Consider the following 15700-nt stretch of genomic DNA (forward strand, 5'->3'; position numbering starts at 1 on the left):
ATGGCTTTGCAATCGCTGGATATCAAGCGTCTGTCGGCCACGACAGTGCTACCGCCGGGTGACCGGAATCCGGTCACGGGCACGGTCGCGAAACTCATCGACGTGTCCAAATGCATTGGTTGCAAAGCATGCCAGACCGCGTGCATGGAATGGAACGATCTGAGAGACGAAGTCGGCGACAACATTGGCGTCTATGACAATCCACGCGACCTGACCGAGCATTCATGGACCGTGATGCGCTTTACGGAATATGTGAATCCGAAAGGCGATCTCGAATGGCTGATCCGCAAAGACGGATGCATGCATTGCGCCGATCCCGGCTGTCTGAAAGCATGCCCGTCTCCAGGTGCGATCGTTCAGTACACCAATGGAATCGTGGACTTTCATGAAGAGAACTGCATCGGCTGCGGATACTGCATCGCCGGTTGCCCGTTCAATATTCCGCGTCTGTCGAAGACGGAACATCGCGTGTACAAATGCACGCTGTGTTCCGACCGCGTTTCCGTTGGCCAGGAGCCGGCGTGCGCGAAGACATGCCCAACTGGCGCGATCATGTTTGGCACGAAAGAAGATATGAAGGCGCAAGCCGCCGATCGTATCCGGGATCTCAAAGACAGAGGTTTCGACCAGGCCGGTCTGTATGATCCGCAAGCAGTGGGCGGTACACACGTGATGTACGTGCTGCATCATGCGGATCAGCCGTCGCTCTATCACGGTTTGCCGGACAAGCCGCGCATCAACCCGATGGTCGTTCTATGGAAAGGGATCGGCAAACCGATGGCGCTGGCCATCCTTTTCCTGACCATCATCACGACCTTTTTCCATTACATCAGGATAGGCCCCAACAAGGTTCACCCTGCTGACGAGGAGGCCGCCCGCGCCGACATGGAAGTGTACAAGGAGGATAGCGATGAGCGAGGACGGTAAGTGGACTCACGACAATCTGATCGAGCGCTACAACGCAAACGAAAGAACGATCCACTGGATCACCGCGATAAGCTTCGTATTATTGGCGCTCTCCGGACTGGCGCTGTTTCATCCCGCGATGTTCTGGCTATCGAATCTGTTCGGCGGCGGACAATGGCTGCGGATCCTGCATCCGTTCATCGGCCTTGTGATGTTTTCTTCGTTTGCGTGCCTTGCACTGCGCTACTGGCATCACAACCTGATCGAAATGAATGACATTCGATGGCTCATGCATATCCTCGACATTCTCAACAATCGCGAGGAAGGCGTGCCGGAAGTCGGGCGCTACAATGCCGGCCAGAAAATGCTCTTCTGGACACTGCTGCCCTGCATGATCGTGTTGTTGCTATCCGGAATCGCGATCTGGAGACGCTACTTCTCAGGTTATCTTCCAATCGACGTTGTCAGGCTTGGTGCACTTGCGCATGCAGCCGCGGCCTTTGTGCTGATTGCGGCTATCCTGGTTCACATTTACGCGGGAATCTGGATTCAGGGAACGCTGGGCGCGATGCTTCACGGTTATGTCACGCCGGGCTGGGCGAGAAAGCATCATCCACGCTGGTTCCGCTCGCTATTGAAATCCAGGAATACACACTAGCCGACGGGCTCGACCATGTTCTTACGCAACTGCCAACCAACAGGCAGTTGCGTAACAGGCAGCTCAGGTGCCGGCTTGATCGGCTACATCCACGCCGTGCACGACGACAGCGGTACGCTCCGCAAGCTCGCCGATACGGGACAGGTAGTTCTGGAAGTGTGGCGTTGCCCGATGCGAGACGATGGCGTCATCGCTTTTGTAAAGCTCATCGAGCACGAAACGGCCACGGTTATCACCGTCCTGCCACAGATCGTAGCGAAGGTTGCCAGCCTCAGCGCGAGAGAGCGGCACCATGCCGCGCAGCAGCGTTTCCAGTTCGCTTTCGCGCCCCTCTTTAGCGGTCAATATCGCGACGATCTTTACGGTTGTGGTCACGTGTCTTTCTCCTTGGAAGCAGTGAATGTTTAGCCCGATTGAGCCGGAATGCCCGGACCTGGCGCTTCCCTATTTGTAGCATACGTAGCATACGAGCGGCGTTCAGCGAGAACGCCATGAATCTGCGCCACGACAGCCGCGCCTTCGCCCACCGCGGCGGACACTCGCTTGATCGATTCCGCGCGCACGTCACCAATCGCGAAGACACCGTCGACGCTTGTTTCGAGGGTATGCGCGCCCGCGTTATAACCGCCGCGTGCTTCTGCTCCCGTCAGCACAAAGCCTTTGGCATCGGTCCGTACTCCGCAGCCCTTCAACCATCGGGTGTTGGGTTCGGCGCCCGTGAAAAGGAAAAGATGCCTGACAGAAAATGAAAGTGGTCCGCCCGGTCCTCTGCAACTGATCTCCGACAACCCAACGGCATCGTCCGACAGGGAGAGAACTTGCGTATCCGTATAGAGCGTGACGTTCGGGAGTCGCGCGATCCGGTCGATCAGATACTGCGACATATGTTCAGCGAGACTATGTCCACGTATGAGCAGATGCACGCGCTCCGCATGGGACGCGAGATACACGACGCCCTGCCCCGCCGAGTTTCCACCGCCAACCACGACGATCTCCAGACCTCTGCACAGCTTTGCCTCCACCGGCGAGGTCCCGAAGAAAACGCCGCGCCCCGTAAGCCGCTCGAGTCCTTCAATGACCGGCTTCACGTATGCCGCGCCCGATGCAATGACCACGGTGTGCGATGCGACGCGCTTTCCATTTTCAAGTTCGACTTCGAGGGGCGTGCACTCGCATCTGAGGATGTTGATGCGCGTCGGAATCGAAATGTGCACGCCGAATTTCTGGACCTGCACAAAGGCGCGTCCCGTTAGCGCCTGCCCGGAAATGCCGGCGGGAAACCCCAGATAGTTCTCGATCCGTGCACTCGTGCCCGCTTGCCCGCCCGGTCCCCAGCTGTCGAAGATAGCGACTGACAATCCTTCAGATGCTGCATACACTGCCGCCGCCAGTCCTGCGGGGCCGGCACCGACGATCACGGTGTCGTACACATGCGCGGGATCGAATTCGGGTAACCAGCCGAGCGCGGTCGCGACGCGGTTCTCATCGGGCGCGCGCAACACGGTCCCGTCCGGACAGATCACGATTGGGAAGTCGCTGGGTGTCGCCGAAATGCGTTGAAGCAGTGCCACCGTTTCGGGGTCGTCGCGTCTGTCGATCAACGAATAGGGATAGGAGTTTCTTCTCAGCAAATCCTGCAAGGCGATCAGTCGCGCGTCGGTCGAATCGCCGATCAGTACGGGACCGCTGCCCTTCTCGATCAATCCCACACGGCGAAGAATCAGCGCACGCATGATCTTTTCGCCGAGCTCGGCTTCCATCACGAGCAACCTGCGCAGATCCGCCGATTCGATCACGATGGCCGTCGTGTCTTCGACGACGAGGCCATCCCCCAGACACGGATGACCGAACAGTTGCGCGATCTCACCAAGAAACTGCCCCGGCCGATACTCGAAGACACGATGCACCCTGCCGACGGCATCACGTCGGGTCACCTTGACGAGTCCCTTCAACATGACGACGAGCCCGGGGCTCGGATGCCCCATGGTGAACATCACATCTCCCGCCGACCAGCGAACCTCCTTGCCGAAGGCGCGCGTCCGGTCGATTTCCCGCTCTGGAATAAACGGGAACATCTGATCCTTCCGGTTCGTGATCACGGAGACGGCAACATCCGATTCGATCACATTGACGAAACTCAGGTTGGGATCGTTTAGCGCTTCATTCTGCGAGCTACGATCGCTATCCATGGGCAAGTCTCCAGAGCCGGCGTTGGTCAGTCAGCTAACACTACTGAAATCACGTGATGCATGCCGATATCAGTGCTCGCTCGCAATGCAGTGCGAATTGGGAACACGATGCGCCACAAGAGGCTAAAAGGTCAGATCGTGAATGCGGCGCACACCATCCAATAGCCACTGAAGGAACGAATTCTCGGATTGCGTAGCAGGCGTAGGCGCACCGATCTTGTCGAGCATGCGTTGACGGCGCGACAGCAACTGGCACATCGCCTTTGCGACGTCGGGATTCTTCTTCAGGATCGGTGTCAGGTCTTCTTTCTTTAGCGTGTAGATTGCCGACGGCGTGAGCGTGGTGATCTTCACGCGAGCGGGCAATCCGGCAAGCAGCCCGCCCTCGCCTACTGCTTCGCCGGGACCCAGCCGCGCCACTTCGACTTGCACACTTCCCTCTTTGGCCACGGCGCAAAGCACACCTGAATCGATGATGGTGAGACTGTCGGGCACCGATTCCGGCGTGATCAGCACTTCGCCCGCCTCGCAGTCACGGCGCGCAAGACGCGGAGCGAGCTGCGCGATTTCGTCCGGCGTCAGCACCGCGAACATATCGACGCGCTGCAACAGCCTGATGCGCGCATCGTCCCGTCCGGGAAGCGCGCTTGCCGTATAGGGCACGCCCAGCGACCTGAGGTCGACGCCCGCTGCTGCGAGGTGCCGGTGACAAAGGTCGTACAGTTCGTTCGATACCGTGCGCTTTTTGCTCATGTCGTCGACATAGGCAGTTGCTTCGTATTGAAACGACTCCGTGCCAACAGACTTCACTTGCGCGTACGGTGCCGGGTCCGCGAGTACCGCACGCACACTTTTCAGCGCGTGGTCGAGAGCCTCCAAAACGACTTTCGGTCGTGCCTCAGGCGTGACTTCGAGCATGACAGTCACACCGTGAAGCGCGGTCGGGCGACTGCTGTTGACGATCTTCGTCTTCGCGGCGACGGCGTTCGGCACGATCACGACTGCACCTTGCGAGGTCAGCAGATGGGTGGCGCGCCAGTTCATTTCCATGACCTTGCCTTCTACACCATCGATGTTCACCCAGTTACCTACCTCATACGGTTCGGTTGTGTTGATCACGATGCCGGCGAAGACATCGCTAAGTGTGCTTTGGATGGCCAGACCGACGACGAGCGCAAGCGCGCCGGAAGTGGCAACCAGCCCGCGTATCGGCAGTTCAAGTACGAAACCGAGCGAAGCGACGATCGCGGCGAGAAATGCCAGCGCGCCGAACACGTCCTCGAACAGGCGCTGGCGACGCCATGTTTTGGGAAGGAGCAGCGTATCCAGCATCTTGCTGAGCAAACGCGCACCTGTTAGCCACCAGACGATTTCGAGCAACTGGCCCAGCATGTGCCGCGCCCAGGAATCGGCAAACGGGGCCTGCCTGAACGGACTCAGGTTCGATGCGAAGAGGAGCGCGCTGAAAGCCGCATAGATGCACAGTCGCACGGTCAGCCTCGCAACTTCGTTGCGAGGCATCACGCAACACCACACGAGGACGTCGAGCGCGACCAGTAGAAAGCCAAAGAGCAACGGGTTGTTCACGCAGGCTCCGGTACAGGCTGGACAAATCGGTGAATTGACGAGAGCCGGAAGTTGCGGCGGTCGGTCGGCGTCCGGGGAGAATCGTGATCGATTCCGCGTGGCTGCGTTTTTGGCAGTGCGGGTTGGGAAATCGGGTGGATTTGGGAAAAGGGGTTTCGGGGTGGGTTCGTGTTCAGTTGATGTGAATCGGCTTACACGGTTTCGAAGTGTGCGAGTCACACATGTGATCAACGCTCTGCTCTTCCTGTCGATGCTTTCCCGTGATCGTCAGCATTCTCTTTCTGACTTTTGGCTAGCGATACTTCGGCGATGAAATTCAAGGTCTGAATGCAATGAGCCGCATCCATTACTCTCAATAGCTCGCGTAGATTTGAAGTACAGAATACGTAACGTTTACTACGCCATAGTCTTGTTGCTTCACATCTAGACTCGATATCGCTTGCTTGAGGGCAGTTTTGGTTGCATACGGCCATTTTCGTGTGAAACATTCTCGAAAATTGCGATAAAACCCTTTTTAAACATAAACTTAAGCGATCTGCGATTCTTCGCTCAATGTTTCACGCGAGCGGATTACCGCGCAATTTGTCAGCAGTCGGAGCGGAGGCTCGGGCGATTTGCGTAACTCGACATTTTGAGAGCGGCGTTAGCGAAAACGCGTCCCGTAACACGATTATTGTGTTGCCCGGATTGAGGGGGTCGGCGCATGACCGACATTTGTGACGACAATCGTGCAGGCTATGTAGGGAGCCGATCGTTGTACACGGACATGGTTGACACTTGCAATTGGTCAAAAGGGCTTGAAGCTGTGATGCTTTAAGACAGCAGAGATGTCAGTGAATGCGGCGACGATTTCGTCTGCATGGTCGATCAGTTTCCACGGACGCGCCACGATGTCGCCCTGTTCCGCCCTCGCACTGGGTTGGCGTCAAGGGCCAGCGGTCGAACTACATCGGTGGGATCCCGTGGTCCTCTACGCAAATTGGGGCGAGATCATGTCCTCGGCTTTCGTTGCGTGCATTTCAAGTCGCTCCCACCCGGTTGTCAGGAGCGGCTCTTCAAATCGGGAGGCGGTCGTTTGGCTGTTGACCAGTGCTTCGTATTCACAGCACATCATCGCGCGAAGCGCCTGGCTGCGGGCTATCGCGCAATGGTTCATATGCCTTCGGGCGAACGGTTTGCCACGACCTGCGACTTCGCGAGGTCAACGCCGGAAACGTCCCAGCATGACTGCCTCTCCGTGCGAACATGAAGTCGAGTCCATTAGGCGATGTAGGCATGCTACGTCCGGGCGAATCTTCCCCAATTCGTTAGTGAAGGCCAGCGGCTTAGGTCCGTGGTACTGGTGCGGCATGTGTTCCCGATGCACACCAGCAGGCATCGCAGAAGTAGGATCGTCAGCGACAGATGCAAATCAACGCCCATCCGCGAGTCTAGTCTGTTGCTGCAAATCGGCTCCCGTCGCTTGCCCTGAACAAGTCCATGAATGCGGCGGCGGAATGATCGGTTCGGCCATACGATTTGATGGTCATGCGACGGATCACCCCAGCTTTGTCGGTCTGCGCAATGTGGTTCACTGTAGATGGTCCGACCGCGCGGAAGGCAAAGTTCGGAGAGGCGGTGATCTCATACGCTGACGCGAGCGCTCGAATGTACGGTCGTCGTCGATCAGCAAGCGAGACCAGATAGCGATTTGTCGATACGGCGATTGGTCTCAGGATGGCGACTTCGCGTCCGGAGTGGACGGTCTTCTACAGGACACGTTGCGCCCGTTAGACTTCAGAAGATCGTTGTCGAAAGTCAGATGCGATGAAGGGATCCGCTCGCAGTTTCTCCGGATATCCCCGATTTCAATCCGCGATTCGAACCCGCACCTCACGCTAGCGATATCCGGTCAGCGTATTCCCACAGTCGACTTTCGCTCATTCCATTTCGGCTCCCCATAAAGCCACTTAGAAGCCTCGAAGGCAAATGAGCGACCGTCTTTGATAAATTCGCCGGCGGTAGATGCCACGGTCTAAGCGTCTGTTTGGACGCGAGCCGTCGGTTGAAATGGCGATTCAAGGGAAAGGTTGGCGCGCATAACGGTGTCCGGCGGCAAACGTGCCAAGACCCAGTTGATTGCGCTAATTGCGTTGGTGACAGCAGATTCGGATTAGGCGCTTGGCTGGAAGCGGGTCTGGGGCGGAACAGCAAAACATCTTCGACGGAAACACATACGTTCCCTGAGAACGAAATCCGACACAGCACCCAGTGGTCACGAGACAGCATTCACCATGACATGCAGTGTCACCAATGGTGACACTGCACATATTCTCGACCGGCCGTCCTGATCAGTTTCCCTCGGCGCCGATCTCAGAACGCGGCCGTCTCTCGGACGGTATACCGCGTGCTTATGTAGTGCATAGCCAGACGACCTCGCCCGACGGAGGTGTCACCAATGGTGACACTACTATGAGCCTCGACTATCCCCACCGACAGAGATGCCGCACGACACCTAATCGCTCATACGCCCATAACACCCCCCATCAACCCAAACGCCGTACAACACACGCGGTGTAACCAATGGTGACACCGTCCGCCGGAGTCGCTCAGCAACGCATTGCCCAATGCAGACTCACAAAACAAAAAGGCCCGCATTCAGCGGGCCTTGGCGACATCGAGAGCGCTCAGTTGGAATGTGGCTGAGCAGAAAACAGATCCCCAATCATTTGGCGAATCTTGCGCTCCTGCTCATCGGTCAGCATATCGACCTTGATCCGGACGGTGAAGCTATTCGCGTCCTTCGTGATGTTGCCCGCTTGAGCCTTACCCGAAAAAAACTTATCGATGCTACGCCCAGCGTTAGTCGCACCTCCCGGAGTGCTAACCAGACTGGCGATCGCCGCGCCAAATTTTCCTTGCTGAAGACTACCGTTCACCACCTGCGGCCAAAGCTCTTTCGCAGCATCGACAGCCGCCTGTCCGTGCTTCTTCAGCACCACGCCGACATCATTGGCTGCGTGACTACCAAGCAACGTCGGCTGCAGATCAAGATCATGCTTAATGAAATCCGGCAGACCTTCAAACGAAAGAAACCGGTAAAGACCTTGCCGCGACATGCCAAGCGCCTCGGCGAGCCGCGTGCGATTCGGGAAATCCTTTTCTGTTTGACGAATCGAAACTGAGATCTCATAGTCGGACAGATCATCGCGGCTGACATTCTCCACCAGCGCGAGAACCGCCATGTCATGGTCGGAACATTCGATCACCACCGTCCTGATGGTGTCGATGCCGACCATCTTGTGCGCACGCCATCTCCGCTCCCCGGCCACGATCTGATAACCAGTGTCGGAGCGTCGCACAACAATCGGCTGCATGAGGCCAACCTCACGGATCGACGCCGCGAGTTCGGACAGTTTGGCCTCGTTGAATACGCGCCTCGGCTGCCAAGGATTGGGGACAATCTCTCCGACCGAGAGCTGCGACGGCGTACCGGAAGATTCCAGCTCCCGAACACGAAGTTGAGCAGCAGCGAGCGCGCCAGCCATCCCGGGAGCCGTTTCGGTGCGGCCCGCGCGACGGCTCGCGTCCGGGCGTCGTTCGTCTGTCGCTTTGATGCCAGCCGTTTTGGCAAGAAGTTGTTCTCGAAGATTGCTCACTGTGCCGGCCTCCACTGTTTGACGAACTGGTCATCGACCCATCGGCAGTAATCCATCAGCGGCTGCCTGACTCTGGCGAGGGATTTTGCCTGGCTATGCGTGCTGCTGATATCGAACACGGTCGTGAATGCGAGCGCGCCGGAACTCATGACCGAACTCGCCGGGACTTCATACTGCGACAGCCAGTGACGATACGCGCCGTGCGCCCACGTTCGTACGACTGGCGTGGCCGCAGTCGGTCCGTAATTGACTCGAGTCAGAAGGACGGACACGAAGTCATATTTCTTGTCCGCTTCGAAACGGATGAACGATTTCGCGACGTCTGAAAACAGTCGCCAGAACGACAGCGAACTGAAGAAGTCGAGATTCTCAGGGACCATCGGCATGATCATCGCGTCCGCGGCCATCAACGCATTCAGGTTGAGGTAGGAGAGCGAAGGCGACGTGTCGAGAATGATGTAGTCATAGTGTCGACGCAGTGGCTCCAGGCCCTCGCGCAACACCGTCCAGAACTTGAACCCCGGCACCTTCATCTGCATTGCGGGCAGGTGGTATTCGGCACCCACCAGTTCGGTGTGCGCGGGAATAATATCCAGACCGTCCCAATAAGTCGTCTGCACCTTGGACAGCAATCCACCGTCGATCTTCTGGTCATATACAAAGGGGAGAACGGTATCCTCCGGAAACACTTCCTTCTCGGCATACAACCCGCACAGTTCCGACAACGATGCCTGTGGATCCAGATCGACAACCAGTACTTTTCGCCCACGAAGACTCAGGCCTTGTGCAAGACACATCGTCGTCGTGGTTTTCGCCGAGCCGCCCTTCAGTTGGGAAGTGATGATGATCTTTCCGCTGAAATCATCGCTAGGGCCATCGACGAGGGGAGTCTGAAAAATGTCAGAAACCCGCTGCACCCACGTTCTCGCTTCTGCAAGCGTAAACATGCGACTCCGGCTACGCCCCGTCCCGGTCGACTGACCTTCCGGCAATACGCCGTCGCTTTTTGATACGAGATAATGGACCTGTTGACGCGTAAGCCCGCACAGCTCGGCAATCTCGCCGGTAGTCAACATCGGAGGGGTCTTGCGCGGCCGCGGTGCGAGGATCTGATCGCGGAGTTCTGTCGCGTAATCGGTCACGACGTCAGCGAAATCGCTGATTTGCGATAACGTGACCGTTAGATCGATTGGCATCGGTTGACTGACATTCGCCATTTAGAAGTTTTTCCTGAAAAATTCGGCTAAACGTAGAATACAGGAAAAATGGCAAAAGCTGGTTCCAGCGAAGGTGTTTTCTGCGTTTTCCGCTGCAAGTTCTTGATATTACGTCACATCAGAGCACGACGCCCAGGTCCAATTGCCCACTCGCTGCGATTTGACGCGAAAATCGACGGCCAAAATCTCTCACCTGCCAGTGGAAGTGCGCTTTTGAACAGGTCGCGATCTCCCAAGCATTCCCGGAACGGCGCTCGGTCATCCGCCGTTTCGATCCCAGATTTCACACCGACTACGGTAAACGGTGAGAGTTATTGTCACTGCAACACCAGTCCATTCCCTTGCCTGCGTTCAAGCGACAGAATCTCTCACCGTCAGGGCTCAGTGCCTCAGACCTGCCTCAGGCAGCTAACCCTTTAACAGCGACTCCGAAATTGAAAACGGATCCTCTTTTCAAAGCATGGCGACAACATCTCTCACCTTTGAAGCCACGGAATCTCGTTAACGACGGTTTGTAGGTGTTGAAGTAAACAAAAACAACGAACCAACTAACAAACAGAATGATGCAGCATTCTTTAGAATCAATACGTTAGTGCGCAAAGGTGAGACTTGATGACGCAAAGGTGAGATCCGTTGTCCGTCTAAGGTGAGAGTTGGTGGCGACATAGGGGAGATTCGTTGTATCTCAAGGTGAGAACGCCGCCCAACCCCGGACGAAAGGTGAGAGTTGATGTCGATACCTGTGGATAACACCGCCGATCCTCTCTGCAAGTGCGTTACAGCCCGCGAAAATCCTGCAATGGTGAGAGATGATGTCCCAAAGGTGAGAGCCATTGTCGAGCGCGTATCTCCGTCAGCGCCGAAGGTGAGAGGAGATCTTTGACATCTCACCTTCATGTGCTACATTCTGCGGAAAAATTTAGGGCGGGAAATTTGCGATAGCCATGAACAGCAGTCTCGAACGAAGAGTAACGCCGCTTCAGTACGCGCTGGATCTGTTCATCGAGAACGCTCCCGCCAAAACGGCCATTGATGCCGTTGAGTCTTCGCAAGACATCGGCTACCAGAAGAACAGAATATTCGCCCGCATCATCGGGCTCGGACTGTCAGCGCGCCGATTCGTCGATGCCGCGTATTTCATCGTCGCGCAGGAACCGGAGGTGACCGACACCTACGAAGTGTCCTTGAGCCTGTTCAAATGGCTCATGCGCTACGAGAGCCACAATAAAAAGCATTTCTCCAGCGTCATTCGCAGCGTGAAGTCTTCGATGCTCGAGGTAACGAGCGGCCCGGTCGTTGCCGTCGACGCGAAGGGCCGTCTGGTCGAAGACGCCTCCGAAGCGACGGAGGAGGACGAGGACGACGACAGCGCGTTTGAAGACGATGACGATAACGTCGGTGCACTCATCTCGGACGAGGAGGGTGACTGGCTCGAATTGATCGGTCGCGTGAGCGTGCGTAACGGGCGCATTCGCTTTCGTGTGCCCGTCGAACTGCAACGGCTCATCAAGGATCCGGAGAACTCGTACTGGACGAGTCTGCTGATCACGTCGAAATTCAAGCTCATCTACGCACGTGCAATTTACGACCACATCCAGCCTGAGGTCTCACACGGCAGAACAGACTGGATCTCGTTGGATCTCGTACGAAGCCTGCCTGGAAAATCGTGGGCGAACTCGGCGGAGTTCAAATACTTCAAGCGGGACTATCTGGAGCCGGCCATCAGGCAGATCAACGATCTGTCCGATATCGAGGTGTCTTACGAAACGCGCGCCAGCACGCCCGGTTCACGAAAGAAGGATCAGATCCGGTTCAAGCTCAAGCGAAAGGAAGAGGCGGGCGCGGCCGATGCCGACATGCTGGCTTCCGCGCCGCTCTATCTGTCGCTCTACAAGGAGTTTGGGTTGACCGACAAGCAGTTCGCCGAGATTCGCGCGAACCGTCATGTCTGGTCGGATGCCCGTATCGAGCAGGCGATCGACTATGTGCGCTGGCGGATCGCCAAGGGCGATCACATCCGGCGCGCATCCGCCTATCTGATGAATGCTTTGGCGGAGAACTACCGCGTCTCGGATGCGGACCGGCAAGTGTCGCTATTGCAGTCCCAACAGACGCAAGCGGCGAACGCGAAGCAGGCCGCGCAGACCGAACGGCAAAATGCCGTCGCCGCCAGCATGGCCGCGGCCGAAGCCGCGGCAGAGCAACGGCGCGACCACGAAATGCGCACGGCACGCGAATTCTTCGAAACCGCGGAGAAGAAAACTCGCGAAGAACTGGTGCGCAAATTTATCGCGTCGAGCACGATTGGCGTCAGAGCGATGCAACGCCAAGGTTTGACGGCCGCCGACGTGAACGAGTCGAATATCCTGCAGCGGGCCAGCATTGCGACGACCTTTGCGTCCTTCGTCGCGGCCGAGTTGCGAAAGGCTGCCCGCGGTCGGGCGAAATGATGCGAGTGCGCGTCTGCACGCTCATGGATCGGCACGACGACGCTACAGCGACGTCATAGGCAAACTGTCGAGCAGCGCTCGCGCCTCTTTCAGATCGGACGTGGCGAAGCCCTCGGTGAATTTTTCGTAGACAGCCAGCAACAGCGACTTCGCCTGCTTCGCTTTACCTTGCCGATGTTTCAGACGTGCAAGGCCCGTCGCAGCACGCAGCTCGAACGACAGCGCTGCCTGGCACCGCGCCAGTTCAATCGCCTGCATGTACAACGCCTCGGACACGCCTTGCGAATCGAGTGCGTCGGCCGCGCCGAGTATCTCGCCTTTGATGCGTAACAACTCCGGCAGGCACCACAATTCGTCGTGAGCATTCGACCACGCCAGCGCGGTCTCGATGGCAGCCTTCGCGTCCGCATCTCGTCCAAAGCGCAGCAAACCGCGCGCATACATGCCCGCGTACATCGGATAGCGCAGCCCGATATGTTCGTGTTCGAGTTGCGCCAACGCCTCGGCCAGCACACATAACCCTTGCGGATCGCTTTGATCGAGCAGCAACGCACCTTTGAGGCAACGCGCCATCGCGTCGAAAAGAACGAGACCGTGCGTCGCGACGTTGTCCTGCAACGCGATGAGTGCCTCTTCGGCTGCATCGATGTCGCCCGTGTATAGCCCGATCGGAATGGACGCGAACACGAGCACGTAGCCGACCGTCAACGCGTGGCCGCTTGCCTGTGCGTCGTTTCGCGCCTTCAGCGCGGTACGCAGTGCGCGCTCGGGAAAACCTTGCAGCCACAGGATGCTGGACAGCAGCGTACGCGATCCATCGCATCCGTCGACGTGGTTGTGCGACAGTTGAGAGCGCTGACGAGGCATGACCTGCCTGTCGAGAATGCTTTCGAGATGTTGCCGGGCTTCGTCCTGTCTGCCGATGTGGTGCCACGCAAACGCAGTCAGCCGGTTGCAGTCTGAAATGGCAACCGTATTGTTCGATGCGTTCGCGATCAGCCGGAACTTCTTCAGGAGTTCATCGGCGGCTCGCAGCTTGCCCGCGTACACGAGGCCGCAGCAGGCCGCGAACAGCGAGCGCAGCTGATACTCCCTGTCGCCGAGCTGTTCCGCCAGTGCGAGCGCGGTGGTCCACGCGGCGTCGACCTGGGAGACCATGCCGCGCGTGTACATCGCCGAAGCGGCGAGGGCGGTATTGAGCTTCATCCGCTGGTTATCGGCCGCGGGCGCGCCGGCCTCGATTCTGGCGAGCGCATGCTCGACGCGGCTTCTGCATTCCTCCAGCGACGAGAGCCGCACCCAGGCGGGAATCGCCGATACCGTGAGCGCAATGCCAAGCGACTCGTCGCCGCGCTCGGAAAATGCCCAGTTCAACGCAGACCGGAGATCGTCGATCGCCGCGATGTGTTCGTCCAGCCAGCGCGTATCGGGAGGTGTGCTCCAATACGCTTCGATGCGCGCGTACACGCCGCGACAATGCTCGGCATGGCGACGCGCGAGCATGTCGGCTTCATCGGCATCCGCGAGCTTGCGCCGCGCATAGGCGCGTGTCGTATCGAGCAGCCGATAGCGCACCGTATCGCTGCCGACATCCGCCGACAGCATCGACTTCGCCACGAGACTGGCAATCGCATCGATGACGCTGGCCTGCGGCAGGTTGTCGTCGGCGACGACGGCAGCCGCCGGGCCGAGGGCAAAGGCACCCGGGAAGATGCCAAGGCGGCGCAGCACGACCCGTTCGATGTCGGGCAGCAACTGATGGCTCCAGTCGAGTGTCGCGAGCAAGGTCTTTTGCCGTGCGGGAGCGGTGCGGCGTCCTTGCGCGAGCGTGAAGAAGCGGTCGTCGAGCAGATCGAGCAGTTCGCGCACGCCGAATGCGTTCAGCCGGGTGGCCGCGAGCTCGATCGCGAGCGCGATCCCATCCAGCCGCCGGCAGATCAGGGCCACCACGGGCGCGTCTTCATCCGATAGAACGAAGTCGCCGCAGGCGGCAACCGCCCGCTCCAGAAAGAGTTCGACTGCGGGATAGCGAAGCGCTTCGTCCACCGTCAGACTGGCCGAATCCGCGGGACTGTCGAGCGGTTCCAGCCGGTAAATGTGCTCGCCCGCCGCGCGCAGCGGCTCGCGGCTCGTCGCAAGCACATGCATCTGCGGGGAGGCCGAGGTCATGTGCTCCGCCATCACTGCTGCGGCTTCGATGACGTGCTCGCAACTGTCGAGCACGACGAGCTGCCGGCGATTTCTCAGCCGGAAGTAGTTGGCGAGCGCAGACGGGATGTCGTTCGAGTGCACAGTAAGGCCAATCGCATTGGCGACCGCATGCGGCACGAAGCTCGCGTCGGTGAGCCGGGACAGGTTGACGAACCAGACGTCGTACTCTTGTGCCTCGACCATCGCATGCGCGACGGCGAGCGCCACGGTCGTCTTGCCGATACCGCCGGGACCCGCAACCGTCAATAGCCGGATGCGCGACAGCCGTTCGAACAGATCATGGATCGTCGCCGCGCGCCCGATGGGTCGCACCAGCGCCACGGGTACATTGTGTGAAGCCTGCGGATCCATGTTGGCAGGCGGCGTTGCGTAGCACGACAGCACTTCGCGTTCGACGGGCGCGACGAACTGATAACCGCGGCCGACCACGGTTGCCACGAAGCGCTGATCCTGAGGGCCTTCGCCCAGCGCTTTACGCAGCGCCGCAATGTGAACCTTGAGATTGCTTTCCTCGACCACGGTTTGCGGCCATGCCCGCGCCATCAACTCCTGCTTGCTGATCAGTTCGCCGCGCCGCTCGACGAGCGCCGTCAACAGATCGAGTGCACGACTGCCGACGGGCACGCGTGCGTCTCCGTCCAGCAGAATCTGCTGTGACGGAATGAGCCGAAACGAGCCGAACAGGTAAGCCAGCCCTGCCGTGTCGATCGGATCAGTCACAAAGCCTGGTCTGTAGCCGCCCGGCAATGTATGCATGATTCGAGGCTGCTCCAGCCGACGACGGCGCACTGGCCGTCGTGTGCATGGTTCCTGTGTCGTGCCCAGACAATCATCTTTCACCTCA

General features: G+C 58.3%; 9 protein-coding genes. 3 read left to right on the forward strand and 6 right to left on the reverse strand.

The features are described from left to right. The gene (fdxH, locus tag G3O01_RS12250; RefSeq protein ID WP_205804915.1) at positions 1–927 is read left to right on the forward strand and encodes a formate dehydrogenase subunit beta; all 927 of its coding nucleotides are present in this window, start codon (positions 1–3) and stop codon (positions 925–927) included. Next, complete coding sequence (locus tag G3O01_RS12255) at positions 911–1564, forward strand: formate dehydrogenase subunit gamma (protein WP_205804917.1); 654 nt, start codon at positions 911–913, stop codon at positions 1562–1564. Before fdxH ends, G3O01_RS12255 begins: the two co-directional genes overlap by 17 nt. A gap of 63 nt (positions 1565–1627) precedes the next feature. Here the strand turns inward: G3O01_RS12255 and G3O01_RS12260 are convergent, their stop codons facing one another. The 5 genes from G3O01_RS12260 to G3O01_RS12280 form a co-directional block, all read right to left on the reverse strand. Then, entirely contained in the window at positions 1628–1939 is a 312-nt protein-coding gene (locus tag G3O01_RS12260; RefSeq protein ID WP_205804918.1) for a putative quinol monooxygenase, read from the reverse strand. Between the two features lie 29 nt (positions 1940–1968). Further along, entirely contained in the window at positions 1969–3753 is a 1785-nt protein-coding gene (locus G3O01_RS12265) for an FAD-dependent oxidoreductase (RefSeq protein ID WP_205804919.1), read from the reverse strand. A 123-nt stretch (positions 3754–3876) separates the two neighbouring features. Beyond that, entirely contained in the window at positions 3877–5340 is a 1464-nt protein-coding gene (locus tag G3O01_RS12270) for a mechanosensitive ion channel family protein (protein WP_205804920.1), read from the reverse strand. 2666 nt (positions 5341–8006) lie between these two features. Further along, a complete protein-coding gene (locus G3O01_RS12275) occupies positions 8007–8978 on the reverse strand; it encodes a ParB/RepB/Spo0J family partition protein (protein ID WP_205804921.1) in 972 nt (323 codons plus the stop codon). Further along, a complete protein-coding gene (locus G3O01_RS12280) occupies positions 8975–10195 on the reverse strand; it encodes an AAA family ATPase (protein ID WP_205804922.1) in 1221 nt (406 codons plus the stop codon). The genes G3O01_RS12275 and G3O01_RS12280 overlap by 4 nt, the downstream gene beginning before the upstream one ends. Before the next feature lie 944 nt (positions 10196–11139). Between G3O01_RS12280 and G3O01_RS12285 the strand changes: the two genes are divergently transcribed. Then, positions 11140–12645: a replication initiation protein gene (locus tag G3O01_RS12285; protein ID WP_205804923.1), complete on the forward strand. Its 1506-nt coding sequence runs from the start codon at positions 11140–11142 to the stop codon at positions 12643–12645. 42 nt (positions 12646–12687) lie between these two features. Here G3O01_RS12285 and G3O01_RS12290 read toward each other — a convergent pair whose 3' ends face one another. After that, entirely contained in the window at positions 12688–15612 is a 2925-nt protein-coding gene (locus tag G3O01_RS12290) for a winged helix-turn-helix domain-containing protein (RefSeq protein WP_205804925.1), read from the reverse strand. Between the last annotated feature and the right edge of the window lie 88 nt (positions 15613–15700).

Origin of the sequence: Burkholderia sp. Ac-20365, assembly GCF_017104715.1 — a bacterium.
In the GTDB taxonomy this organism is placed as follows: domain Bacteria; phylum Pseudomonadota; class Gammaproteobacteria; order Burkholderiales; family Burkholderiaceae; genus Paraburkholderia.

Coding starts and splice junctions, on each gene's coding strand:
- fdxH (WP_205804915.1), top strand. CDS start 1: ATGGCTTTGCAATCGCTGGATATCAAGCGTCTGTCGGCCACGACAGTG.
- G3O01_RS12255 (WP_205804917.1), top strand. CDS start 911: ATGAGCGAGGACGGTAAGTGGACTCACGACAATCTGATCGAGCGCTAC.
- G3O01_RS12265 (WP_205804919.1), bottom strand. CDS start 3,753: ATGGATAGCGATCGTAGCTCGCAGAATGAAGCGCTAAACGATCCCAAC.
- G3O01_RS12280 (WP_205804922.1), bottom strand. CDS start 10,195: ATGGCGAATGTCAGTCAACCGATGCCAATCGATCTAACGGTCACGTTA.
- G3O01_RS12285 (WP_205804923.1), top strand. CDS start 11,140: ATGAACAGCAGTCTCGAACGAAGAGTAACGCCGCTTCAGTACGCGCTG.
- G3O01_RS12290 (WP_205804925.1), bottom strand. CDS start 15,612: ATGCATACATTGCCGGGCGGCTACAGACCAGGCTTTGTGACTGATCCG.